Annotated in this window: 10 protein-coding genes; 2 read left to right on the top strand and 8 right to left on the bottom strand. The window is 64.7% G+C overall.

Going from position 1 to position 12258, the window contains the following annotated elements:
* Positions 1–58: 58 nt before the first annotated feature.
* The 8 genes from fabI to gloB all read right to left on the bottom strand — a co-directional run bounded on the left by fabI (position 59) and on the right by gloB (position 10925).
* Entirely contained in the window at positions 59–856 is a 798-nt protein-coding gene (gene fabI, locus AC1RB9_RS16500; RefSeq protein WP_003087936.1) for an enoyl-ACP reductase FabI, read from the bottom strand.
* Positions 857–877: 21 nt separating this feature from the next.
* A complete protein-coding gene (locus AC1RB9_RS16495) occupies positions 878–2488 on the bottom strand; it encodes an ABC transporter ATP-binding protein (protein ID WP_003450091.1) in 1611 nt (536 codons plus the stop codon).
* Position 2489: 1 nt separating this feature from the next.
* A complete protein-coding gene (locus tag AC1RB9_RS16490; protein WP_003087942.1) occupies positions 2490–3509 on the bottom strand; it encodes an ABC transporter permease in 1020 nt (339 codons plus the stop codon).
* A 4-nt stretch (positions 3510–3513) separates the two neighbouring features.
* A complete protein-coding gene (locus AC1RB9_RS16485) occupies positions 3514–4596 on the bottom strand; it encodes a microcin C ABC transporter permease YejB (RefSeq protein ID WP_003098134.1) in 1083 nt (360 codons plus the stop codon).
* A gap of 6 nt (positions 4597–4602) precedes the next feature.
* The gene (locus tag AC1RB9_RS16480; protein WP_003098136.1) at positions 4603–6450 is read right to left on the bottom strand and encodes an extracellular solute-binding protein; all 1848 of its coding nucleotides are present in this window, start codon (positions 6448–6450) and stop codon (positions 4603–4605) included.
* The gene (locus AC1RB9_RS16475; RefSeq protein WP_003450100.1) at positions 6447–8276 is read right to left on the bottom strand and encodes an extracellular solute-binding protein; all 1830 of its coding nucleotides are present in this window, start codon (positions 8274–8276) and stop codon (positions 6447–6449) included. Before AC1RB9_RS16475 ends, AC1RB9_RS16480 begins: the two co-directional genes overlap by 4 nt.
* A 190-nt stretch (positions 8277–8466) precedes the next feature.
* The gene (locus AC1RB9_RS16470) at positions 8467–10071 is read right to left on the bottom strand and encodes a lytic transglycosylase domain-containing protein (RefSeq protein ID WP_023081790.1); all 1605 of its coding nucleotides are present in this window, start codon (positions 10069–10071) and stop codon (positions 8467–8469) included.
* Positions 10072–10148: 77 nt separating this feature from the next.
* Positions 10149–10925, bottom strand: a complete 777-nt coding sequence (gene gloB, locus AC1RB9_RS16465; protein ID WP_003087949.1) for a hydroxyacylglutathione hydrolase — start codon at positions 10923–10925, stop codon at positions 10149–10151.
* Between the two features lie 101 nt (positions 10926–11026).
* Between gloB and AC1RB9_RS16460 the strand changes: the two genes are divergently transcribed.
* Together AC1RB9_RS16460 and rnhA are read left to right on the top strand one after the other, a co-directional pair.
* On the top strand, positions 11027–11788 hold the full coding sequence (locus AC1RB9_RS16460; RefSeq protein WP_003087952.1) for a methyltransferase domain-containing protein: 762 nt from the start codon (positions 11027–11029) through the stop codon (positions 11786–11788).
* 2 nt (positions 11789–11790) lie between these two features.
* Positions 11791–12237 carry a ribonuclease HI gene (gene rnhA / locus AC1RB9_RS16455; RefSeq protein ID WP_003087954.1) on the top strand — a complete coding sequence of 149 codons (447 nt, stop codon included), beginning with the start codon at positions 11791–11793 and terminating at the stop codon, positions 12235–12237.
* The last annotated feature ends 21 nt before the right edge of the window (positions 12238–12258 follow it).

Here is a 12258-nt window from a genome sequence, read left to right as displayed (position 1 = left end):
TTTATTCCTCCCATGAAAAATGGCCGCTCGAAGCGGCCATTTTTCATGGGCGGGGTGATCAGTCGTCGTCCAGCGGGCCCATGGCGGTAGTGTTGAAGCCGCCATCGACGTAGAGGATCTCGCCACTGATACCGCTGGCCAGGTCTGAACAGAGGAAGGCGCCGGCATTGCCGACTTCCTCGATGGTGACGTTGCGCCGCAGCGGCGTCTGCCGCTCGTTGGCGGCCAGCATCTTGCGGAAACTCTTGATCCCGGAGGCGGCGAGCGTTCGGATCGGCCCGGCGGAAACCGCATTGACCCGGGTGCCTTCCGCGCCCAGGCTGCCGGCCAGGTAGCGGACCCCGGCCTCCAGGCTGGCCTTGGCCATGCCCATTACGTTGTAGTTCGGCATGGTCCGTTCGGCGCCCAGGTAGGAGAGGGTCAGCAGGCTGCCGTTGCGGCCCTTCATCATTTCCCGTCCGGCCTTGGCCAGGGCGATGAAGCTGTAGGCGCTGATGTCGTGGGCGATGCGGAAGCCCTCGCGGGTGGTCACCGCGGTGAAGTCGCCGTCGAGCTGATCGCCTGGAGCGAATCCGACGGAGTGGACGATGATGTCCAGGCCGTCCCAGTGCTTGCCCAGGGCGGCGAACACCGCTTCGATCTGGCTGTCGTCGGCCACGTCACAGGGGAAGCACAGCTCCGGCCGCGAGCCCCAGCCACTGGCGAACTCCTCCACCCGGCCCCTGAGCTTGTCGTTCTGGTAGGTGAAGGCCAGTTCGGCGCCTTCCCGGTGCATGGCGGCGGCGATGCCGGAAGCGATGGAGAGCTTGCTGGCGACTCCGACGATCAGGGCGCGTTTTCCTGTGAGAAATCCCATGGTCCGTTCCTTGTCTGCTACTCAGTTTTCCGCGCTTGCCGGGGCCATGAAGGCAGCCTCCAGCAATTGCTGCGTATAGGGATGTTGCGGCGAGGCGAAAACCGCTTCGGCGCTGCCCTGTTCCACCACCTTGCCATGTCGAACCACCATCAGCTGGTGGCTGAGCGCCTTGACTACCGCCAGGTCGTGGCTGATGAACAGGTAGGTGAGGTTGTATTTGCCCTGCAGTTGCCGCAGTAATTCCACGACTTGGCGCTGCACGGTGCGGTCGAGCGCCGAGGTCGGTTCGTCGAGCAGGATCAGCGCCGGTTTCAGCACCAGCGCCCGGGCGATGGCGATGCGCTGGCGCTGGCCGCCGGAGAATTCGTGGGGGTAACGGTAGCGGGTCTGCGGATCGAGCCCGACCTCCACCAGCGCGTCGATGATCGCCTGCTCCTGTTCGGCCTCGCTGCCGATCCTATGGATGCGCAGGCCTTCGCCGACGATCTCGCCGACACACATGCGTGGGCTGAGGCTGCCATACGGGTCCTGGAACACCACCTGCATCTCGCGGCGCAGCGGGCGCACGTCATGTTGCGCGAGACCGTCCAGCCGGGTGCCTTCGAAGCGGATGCCGCCCTGGCTTTCCAGCAGCCGCAGGATTGCCAGGCCAAGGGTCGACTTGCCCGAGCCGCTTTCGCCAACGATGCCCAGCGTCTGCCCGCGGGGTAGTTCGAAATTGACCCCGTCGACCGCCTTGACGTGGTCCACGGTGCGGCGGAACACGCCTTTGCGGATCGGGAACCAGACCCGCAGGTCGTCCACCGCCAACAGGGTTTCACCGGGCGGGTTGCTTGCCGGCGCACCGCTGGGCTCGGCGTTGAGCAGCTCGCGGGTATAGGGGTGTCGCGGGGCTGCGAAGAGTTCCTGGCAGGAAGCCTGCTCGACGATCCGCCCTTGTTGCATGACGCAGACGCGGTGGGCGATGCGCCGGACCAGGTTGAGGTCGTGGGTGATCAGCAGCAGGGACATGCCCAGGCGTGCCTGCAGGTCCTTGAGCAGATCGAGGATCTTCAACTGGACGGTGACGTCGAGCGCGGTGGTCGGTTCGTCGGCGATCAGCAGTTGCGGCTCGCAGGCCAGGGCCATGGCGATCATCACCCGCTGCCGCTGGCCGCCGGAGAGTTCGTGTGGATAGGCTTTCAGGCGCTTGGCCGGTTCGGGGATGCCGACCAGCTCGAGCAGTTCGAGAATTTTCGCGCTGGCCTTGGCGCCACCCAGGCCCTTGTGCAGGGCGAGGACCTCGGCGAGCTGCTTCTCGATGGTATGCAGCGGATTGAGCGAGGTCATGGGTTCCTGGAAGACCATGGCGATGCGGTTGCCGCGGATCCCGCGCAGGCGCCGTTCCGGGAGCTTGAGCAGATCCTCGCCCTGGTAGTGGATGCTGCCTGCTGGGTGGCTGGCGACGGAGTAGGGCAGCAGGCGCAGGATGGAGTGGGCGGTCACCGACTTGCCCGAGCCGCTTTCGCCGACCAGGGCCAGGGTCTCGCCCTGGCGGATGTCGAAGCTGACGCCTTCGACCACCCGCTGGCGTTGCTCGCCGGAGAGGAATTCGACGGCGAGGTCGCGGATTTCCAGAATGTTCTCGCTCATCTCATTTCCTCGGGTCGAAAGCGTCGCGGGCGGCTTCGCCGATGAACACCAGCAGGCTCAGCATGACCGCCAGCACCACGAAGGCGGAAATGCCCAGCCAGGGTGCCTGGAGGTTGGACTTGCCCTGGGCGACCAACTCGCCCAGCGACGGCGCGCCAGGCGGCAGGCCGAAGCCGAGGAAGTCCAGGGAGGTGAGGGTGCCGATGGCGCCGGTGAGGATGAACGGCATGAAGGTCAGGGTCGAGATCATCGCGTTCGGCAGGATGTGACGGAACATGATGGCGCTGTTGCGCATGCCGAGGGCCCGGGCGGCGCGGACGTATTCCAGGTTGCGCCCGCGGAGGAACTCGGCGCGGACCACGTCCACCAGGCTCATCCAGGAAAACAGCAGCATGATGCCCAGCAGCCACCAGAAGTTCGGCTGGACGAAGCTGGCCAGGATGATCAGCAGGTAGAGCACCGGCAGCCCCGACCAGACTTCCAGGAAACGCTGGCCGAGCAGGTCGACCCAGCCGCCGTAGTAGCCTTGCAGGGCGCCGACGGTGACGCCGATCAGAGAACTGAGCACGGTCAGGGTCAGGGCGAAGAGTATCGACACGCGGAAGCCGTAGATCACCCGGGCGAGCACGTCGCGGGCCTGGTCGTCGGTGCCCAGCCAGTTTTCCGCCGACGGCGGGGCGGGGGCGGGAACCTTCAGCTCGTAGTTGATGGTGTCGTAGCTGTAGGGGATCGGCGGCCAAAGCACCCAGCCGTCCTTCTCGGCGATCAGTTGGCTGATGTAGGGGCTCTTGTAGTTGGCTTCCAGGGGGAATTCGCCGCCGAAGGTGGTTTCCGGGTAGCGTTTGAAGACCGGGAAATACCAGCCGCCGTCGTAATGCACGACCAGCGGTTTGTCGTTGGCGATCAGTTCGGCGCCGAGGCTGCCGACGAACAGGATGAGGAACAGCCAGAGCGACCACCAGCCACGCTTGTTGCTCTTGAAGCGGGCCCAGCGGCGCTGGTTGATGGGAGACAGGCGCATCGGATTACTCCCGGTTCTCGAAGTCGATGCGCGGATCGACCAGGGTGTAGACGATATCGCTGATCAGCTTCATGACCAGCCCGAACAGGGTGAAGATGAACAGCGTGCCGAAGACCACCGGGTAGTCGCGGTTCATCGCCGCTTCGAAGCTGAGCAGGCCGAGGCCGTCGAGGGAGAAGATCACCTCGATCAACAGCGAACCGGTGAAGAAGATCCCCAGCAGCGCAGCCGGCAGGCCGGCAATCACCAGCAGCATGGCGTTGCGGAATACGTGCCCGTAGAGCACGCGGCGTTCGGTCAGGCCCTTGGCGCGGGCGGTGACCACGTATTGCTTGCCGATCTCGTCGAGGAAGCTGTTCTTGGTCAGCAGCGTGATGGTGGCGAAGTTGCCGATCACCAGGGCGGTTACCGGCAAGGCCAGGTGCCAGAAATAGTCGAGCACCTTGCCGCCGAGGCTGAGCTGGTCGAAGTTGTTCGAGGTCAGGCCGCGCAGGGGGAACCAGTCCCAGTAGCTGCCGCCGGCGAACAGCACCACCAGCAGGATGGCGAAGAGGAAGGCGGGAATGGCGTAGCCGACGATGATCGCCGAGCTGGTCCAGATGTCGAAGACGCTACCATGGCGGACCGCCTTGGCGATCCCCAGCGGGATCGACACCAGGTACATGATCAGCGTGCTCCAGAGCCCGAGCGAGATCGACACCGGCAATTTCTCGATGATCAGGTCGGTGACCTTGGCGTCGCGGAAGAAGCTCTGCCCGAAGTCCAGGTGCAGGTAGTTCTTCAGCATGATCATGAAGCGCTCGGGGGCCGACTTGTCGAAGCCGTACATGCGCTCGATCTCTTTCACCAGCTCCGGGTCCAGGCCTTGCGCACCGCGGTATTGCGAGCCGGCCACGGCGACTTCGCCGCCGCCGCCGGAGATGCGCCCGGTGGCGCCGCCGGAAGCGGCGTCGAAGCCTTCCAGCTTGGCGATCATCTGCTCCACCGGACCGCCGGGAGCGGCCTGGATGATGATGAAGTTGATCAGCAGGATGCCGAACAGGGTAGGGACGATCAGCAGCAGGCGCCGCAGGATATAGGAGAGCATGCGGCGTTACTCCCGTTCCGGCTCGGCGTCTTGCGTGGCTTCGGCTTGCGCCTTGCTCGGCAGCGCCTTGTCGCTGGTCTGCCACCAGGTCATCAGGCCCCAGTCGTAGAGTGGCGTCACCTTCGGCCGGCCGAAACGGTTCCAGTAGGCGACCCGCCAGGTATCGACGTAGTAGTTGGGAACCACGTAGTAGCCCCACGACAGTACGCGGTCGAGGGCGCGGGTATGGTCGATCAGGCTTTGCCGCGAGTCGGACTGGATCAGGCTTTCCACCAGGCTGTCGATGGCCGGGTCCTTGAGGCCGATGAAGTTGCGGCTGCCGGCCTTGTCGGCGCTGCTGGAATGCCAGAACTCTCGCTGTTCGTTGCCTGGCGAGTTGGATTGCGGCCAGGTCGCCGAGGTCATGTCGAAATCCCGCGAGCGCAGGCGGTTGACGAACTGCGAGACGTCGACGCGACGGATCTGCATGTCGATGCCAAGTTCGGCCAGGTTGCGCTTGAACGGCAGGATGACCCGTTCCATGTTGGCCTGGAACAGCATGAACTCGAAGCTCAGTGGCTGGCCGTCGGGACCTACCATGCGGTTGTTCTCGATCCTGTAGCCGGCCTCGGTGAGCAACTGGTAGGCCTTGCGCCGCTGCTCGCGGATCACCCCGCTGCCGTCATTGACCGGATTCTGGAAGACCTGGTCGAAGGCCTCGTCGGGAATCTTGCCGCGCAGCGGTTCGAGGATCTTCAGCTCGGCTTCGCTGGGCAACTGGTGGGCGGCCATCTCCGAGTTCTCGAAATAGCTGTTGGTGCGCTTGTAGGAGCTGAAGAACAGCTGCTTGTTCGACCATTCGAAGTCGAACAGCAGGCTGATCGCCTGGCGTACCCGGCGGTCCTGGAACACCGGGCGGCGGATATTGAAGGCGAAGCCCTGCATCCCCACCGGGTTGTGGTTGTGGATGCTGGCCTTGATGAAGCGCCCGTCGCGCAATGCCGGCGACTCGTAGCCGGTGGCCCAGTCCTTCGCCGAATATTCGAGGTTGACGTCGTACTGGCCGGCCTTGAAGGCTTCCAGGGCGACCGACATGTCGCGATAGGAGTCGATGGTGATGGTGTCGAAGTTATAGAGTCCGCGGGAGACCGGAAGGTCCTTGGCCCACCAGTCCTTGACTCGCTCGTAGCTGATGGAGCGTCCCGGATCGACCTTGGCGATGCGGTAGGGACCGCTGCCTACCGGGATTTCCATGCCGGTCTTGGAAAAGTCGCGGTCGGCCCACCAGTGTTTCGGCAGGATCGCGATCTGCCCGAGGATCAGCGGCAGTTCGCGGTTGCCGGCGTGCTTGAAGTCGAAGCGCACGCGAAGCTTGTCCTCGGCGACCACCTTGTCGACGTCCGCATAGTAGTTGCGGTACATCGGGTCGCCCTTGCTCACCAGCGTCTCGAAGGTGAACACCACGTCTTCGGCGGTGACCGGCGTGCCATCGCTGAAACGGGCCTGGGGGCGCAGGTAGAAGCGCACGTAGCTGTTGTCCGGTGCCTTCTCGATCTTCTCCGCGAGCAGGCCGTATTCGGTGAACGGCTCGTCCTGCGACTGGAAGGCCAGGGTGTCGTAGATCAGGCCCAGCGAAGGGGCCGAGACGCCCTTGCCGATGAACGGGTTGAGGCTGTCGAAGCCGCCGAAGTCGGCCTGGCGGAGGATGCCGCCTTTTGGCGCATCCGGATTCACGTAGTCGAAATGCTTGAAATCGGCGGGATACTTCGGAGGCTCATCGTAGAGCGTCAGTGCATGTTTCGGGGCGGCGAGGAGCGGGCCGCAGCAGCCGAGCAGCAGGGCTGCCAGCAGAGGGGTGAAGCGGGGACGGATCATCGGGACGTCTCCAGGTTTTTCTGCCACCACGCGCGCAGGCCCAGGGTGTAGGGCGGGGTGGCGACGAAGGCGAAGCGGTTGCGGTACGCCAGACGGTGCGAATTGAGGTACCAGTTGGGAATGCTGTAGTACTGCCAGAGCAAGGTCCGGTCCAGGGCGCGCGCGGCGGCGACCTGTTCGTCGCGGCTGTGGGCGCCGAGCAGGCGGTTGAGCATGGCGTCGACCACCGGGTTGGCGATGCCCGCGTAATTCTTGCTGCCCTTGACCTTCACCTGGCTGGAGTGGAAGTACTGCCACTGTTCCAGGCCGGGACTGAGGGTCTGCGGCAGGGTCATGAGGATCATGTCGTAGTCGAACTGGTCCAGGCGCTGCTTGTATTGGGCGCGGTCGACGGTGCGCAGGCGCGCGTCGATGCCGATGCTGGCGAGGTTTTCGCGATAGGGCTGGAGAATACGCTCCAGGCTCGGATTGACCAGCAGGATTTCGAAGCGCAGCGGTTCGCCCTTTTTATTCAGCAGTCGGTCGCCGGACAGCTTCCAGCCGGCATCGGCCAGTAGACCGAGTGCATGCCTGAGGGTTTCACGGGGAATGCCGCGCCCCTCGGTGGTCGGCAGGCTGAACGGCTGTTTGAACAACTGCGCCGGCAATTGCTTGCGGTACGGCGACAGGTACAGCCATTCCTGGCCCTCCGGGACGCCGCTGGCGGCGAATTCGCTGTTCGGGTAGTAGCTGCGCGAGCGCAGGTAGGAATTGCTGAAGAGGGCGCGATTGGTCCATTCGAAGTCGAACATCTCGCCCAGCGCCTGGCGTATCGCGCGCTCCTTGAACACGGCGCGACGGGTGTTCATGAACAACGCCTGGGTCTGGCTGGGGATCTGGTGCGGGATTTCCGTGCGGATCACATCGCCGCGCAGAACCGTGGGGAAGCGATAGTTGTTCAGCCAGTTCTTCGCCTGGTGCTCGATGTAGAAGTCGAACTCGCCGGCCTTGAAGGCTTCGAAGGCGACGCCGTTGTCCCGGTAGAAGTCCACCACGACCCGGTCGAAATTGTATTTGCCGCGGTTCACCGGCAGTTTTTCGCCCCACCAGCCCTTCACGCGTTCGAACACCAGGCGGCGCCCGGGATCGACCTCGACGATGCGATAGGGACCGCTGCCCAGCGGCGCGGTGAAGGTGGTGGCGCGGAAGTCGCGATCCTTCCAGTAATGCTGCGGCAGCACCGGAAGCTCGCCCAGGCGCAGGATCAGCAGCGGGTTGCCGGAGCGCCGCAGGACGAAACGCACCCGGTGGGGGGTGAGGATATCGACCCGCTTCACCTCCTGCAGGTAGGTGCGGTACATCGGGTGCCCCTGCTTGACCAGGGTGCGATAGGAAAAGGCCACGTCGCTGGCGGTGATCGGCCTGCCGTCGTGGAAGCGCGCTTCCGGCCGCAGGTTGAATACCACCCAGCTGCGGTTTTCCGTGTATTCCACGCTCTTCGCGATCAGGCCATAGCTGGAGGCTGGTTCGTCGCCGGACGGGTCGTACAGGCCGGTGCCCACCATCAATGGTTCGTTCAGCTCGTTGACGCCGTACTGGAGGAAATCGCCGGTGCCGATCGGGCTGGTGCCTTTCAGGGTGTAGGGGTTGAGCGTGTCGAAGCTGCCCGAGGCCATCAGGCGCAAGGTGCCGCCTTTGGGGGCGTCGGGATTGGTCCAGTCGAAGTGCTGGAAATTGGCCGGATACTTGAGCGTGCCGAATTGGGCATAACCATGGCTCTGGGTAATCGCGGCGAAGCTGGGCAGGCTCACGGCCAGGCCGAGGATCAGGAAGGAGAGGCGACGCATCAGGCGTGTGTCCGGGTCCTTGGCTATTTTTGACAACGAATCGTCAGGCAACAGTAACACCTTGCCCGCACAGGAAAAAAGAGGGAGCGCGGGCCTGTCCGGCCTAGGGGCCGGGGTTCTGGCCGCGCTTGCGAAAACGCCACGCCGGCAGGAGCGGGCGTGGCGTTTCGGGACGGCCTGCAATGGGCTGTCAGCGGCTCGCGGTGTCCAGGTACAGGGTCAGGGTCTGGCCGGGCTTGAGCGCCTGCTTGCTGCGCGGGTTCCAGCGCTGCAGGTGCTTCATTTCGACATTGAAGCGCTTGGCGATCAGGTACATCGAGTCGCCTTGCTTGACCTTGTAGTAGGTGGCGCTGTCGCGCTTGCCGGCGGCGTTTCCCTTGCGGGCCGCCAGGGCCTGGGTGCCGCCTTGCAGCTTGAGGGTCTGGCCGACCTTCAGGGCGTGCTTGTCCAGGCCGTTCCAGCGCTTCAGGTCGTTGACGTCGACGCCGTTGTTGCGGGCGATCTGCCACAGGCTGTCGCCGTTCTTGACCTTATAGGAGCGGGTCCTGGCCGGGGGGGAAGCCTGTCGGGCGAGTTGCTGGTAGACCGGCTTGACGGCGCCGCCGGCGATCTGCCCGGGGATGCTCAGTTGCTGGCCTTTGCGCAGGTGGTTGCTGGACAGGCGGTTGGCGCTCTTGAGCTCCGCTACGGTGATCCGATAGCGGTTGGCGATGCTGTGCAGGCTGTCGCCGCTACGCACCCGGTATTGCTGCCAGGCGGTGACTTCCTTCGGCTTGAGGGTGTCCAGCGAGGCGGTCAGGAACGCCGCTTTCTCCATCGGCACCAACAGTTGCTGGGGGCCGTCCATGGTCACGCGGCGCTTGTAGGCCGGGTTCAGCTGGTACAGCTCGTCCTCGTCCAGGTTCGCCAGCGCGGCGACACTGGACAGGTCGATCCCGCGCTTGACCCGGACGGCCTGGAAGTAGGGCTCGTTGTTGATCGGGTTCAGGCTGATGCCGTAGGAATCCGGCGCCATGACGATCTGCGAGAGGGCGAGCAGCTTGGGTACGTAGTCCTGGGTTTCCTGCGGCAGCGGCAGGTTCCAGTAGTCGGTCGGCAGGCCCAGTTTCTCGTTGCGTTCGATGGCGCGGCTGACAGTGCCTTCGCCGGCGTTGTAGGCCGCCAGGGCGAGCATCCAGTCGCCGTTGAACATGTCGTGCAGGCGCTCGAGATAGGTCAGGGCGGCATTGGTCGAGGCGGTGATGTCGCGGCGACCGTCGTAGAAATTGGTCTGACGCAGGTTGAAATGCTGGCCGGTGGCGGGAATGAACTGCCAGAGGCCGGCGGCGTTGCTGCGCGACAGGGCGAAGGGGTTGTAGGCGCTTTCGATGACCGGCAGCAGCGCCAGTTCGAGCGGCATGTTGCGTTCTTCCAGGCGCTCGACCACGTAGTGCATGTAGAGGCTGCCGCGCGCGCTCGATTGTTCGAGGAATGACTGGTTGCTGAGGAACCAGAGGCGCTGACGTTCGATGCGCGGGTTGGTGCTGATCGCATCCTGGAGCTGGAAACCGTCGCGCATGCGGTCCCAGATGTCGTTGTAGGCGGCGTTCTGGCCGGGCTGGGTATGCAGCCAGGAGGGGTTGAACTGGACGTCGACGGCTCGGGCGCCGGGACGTGCTGCTTTGGCCTGGGCCTCCCCCTTGATCTGGCCGCTGCCCTGGCAGCCGGCGAGCGCACCGGCGATGAGCAGGATGGACACCCGAACGGCGCGAGCCAGGGCGTCTAGATCGGGGGTTTTACGTGTCTGTGGCGGCATCGGCTGAGTGCTGTTCCGGGCAAAAATTCAGCCGATTCTAGAAATGACCTCAAGAGTGGTCAAGATTTCGCCAACCTTCAGAACTGGTCCTTCCAGGCCCTCAGGACGGCGAAAACCTCCTCCGGGGTGCGGTTTTGCTGGCCGCTCCGCTGGTCGGCTTTTTTCTTAACAGAATTTTCCGAAACGCGAAGAAATGGATTGGTCGACAATTCCAGCGAGATTTCCGACGGCAGGGTGATGCGGTCCCGTTCGCGCAGCCGGGTCGCTTCCTCGAAGCGTTCCCGCAGCGCCGCGTTGTCGGGCTCCACCGCCAGCGCGAAGCGCAGGTTGCTCAGCGTGTACTCGTGGGTGCAGTAGACCCGGGTGTTGGCCGGCAGCGCGGCCAGTCGCGCCAGGGAATGATGCATCTGCGCCGGGGTGCCTTCGAAGAGACGGCCGCAGCCGGCGGCGAACAGGGTGTCGCCGCAGAACAGCAGCGGCGTCTCCGCCGGGTGGTAGTAGGCGATATGGCCGAGGGTATGGCCGGGCACGTGGAAGATCTCGAAGACCAGGCCGAGCACCTCGACCCGTTCGCCGTCTTCCAGCGCCAGGTCGCGGGCCGGGATCTTCTCGTTGGCCGGGCCGAGAACCCGCGCGCCGGTCAGTTCCTTCAGGGCCGCGACGCCGCCGACGTGGTCGTGATGGTGGTGGGTCACCAGGATATCGCTCAACCGCCAGTCGGGATGGGCGGCCAGCCAGGCTTCCACCGGCTTGGCATCGCCGGGGTCGACCACCGCGCAGCGACGGCTTGTCGCATCTTGCAACAGCCAGATGTAGTTGTCGTTGAAGGCGGGCAGGGCGTCGATCTGTATCATGGGTCGATGTCGCTAAGCAGAAGTCATTGGCGCATAGTATTGCTTATTTTCCCGTCGTGCCGGCGTCCGTCGCCGCGAAGGGGAAGACGCTGGAGGTACGCATGAACGAACCGCAAGCCTTCGCCCAGACCGATGCCGAGTGGCTGGCATCGATCAACCGGGCGCGCGACTGGTTCCAGGGCCCGCTGGGCAGCCTGATGCTGGCCGAGGAGCGACGCCTGTTGTGCGACGAGCTGACCCGTTACTTCGGTGGCTACCTGGTGCACTACGGGCCGCATGCCGAACTGCCGCCGAGCACCGGGCAGATTCAGCGCGGCGTGCGCCTGGGGCCGCCGCTGCCGGGCGTGGACATCGCCTGCGAAGAGGGCGCCTGGCCGCTCAGCGAACATGCCGCGGACGTGGTCCTGCTGCAACACGGCCTGGATTTCTGCCTGTCGCCTCACCGTCTCCTGCGCGAAGCCGCGCGTACCGTTCGTCCGGGCGGCCACCTGCTGCTGATCGGCATCAACCCATGGAGCCTGTGGGGCATCCGTCATTATTTCGCCGGGGATGCCTTGCGCCAGGCCCGCTGCATTCCTCCGTCGCGGGCCTGCGATTGGCTCAACCTGCTGGGCTTCGCGCTGGAGAAACGGCGCTTCGGGTGCTATCGTCCGCCGCTTGCGTCGGCAGCCTGGCAATCGCGCCTGGCTCGCCTGGAGCGCTGGGGCGACGCCTGGCAGTCTTCGGGCGCCGGCTTCTATCTATTGGTGGCACGCAAGCTGGTCGTGGGGTTGCGCCCGTTGCGCCAGAGCAAGCGCGAACCGCGCGGTCAGCTGGTGCCCATGCCGGTGGCGAAAGTCAGCCGGCGAGATTCCGAAATTTAGGCATGACAGATAAAGAACAGGTAGTGATCTATACCGACGGCGCCTGCAAGGGCAACCCTGGGCGCGGCGGCTGGGGGGCGTTGCTCCTCTACAAGGGCGCCGAGCGAGAGCTTTGGGGCGGCGAGCCGGACACCACCAACAACCGCATGGAACTGATGGCGGCGATCCAGGCGCTGGCGGCACTCAAGCGTTCCTGTCCGATCCGTCTGATCACCGACTCGGAATACGTGATGCGCGGCATCACCGAATGGTTGCCGAACTGGAAGAAGCGCGGCTGGAAGACCGCCAGCAAGCAGCCGGTCAAGAATGCCGACCTCTGGCAGGCCCTGGATGAGCAGGTCGCCCGGCACCAGGTGGAGTGGCAGTGGGTCCGCGGGCATACCGGCGATCCCGGCAACGAGCGGGCCGACCAGTTGGCCAACCGTGGCGTCGCCGAATTGCCGCGCTGAGCGGCCACACCGAAACAAGCG

This window comes from Pseudomonas sp. 20-5 (genome assembly GCF_056782835.1).
This window is presented reverse-complemented; position numbering and strand designations above follow the sequence as displayed.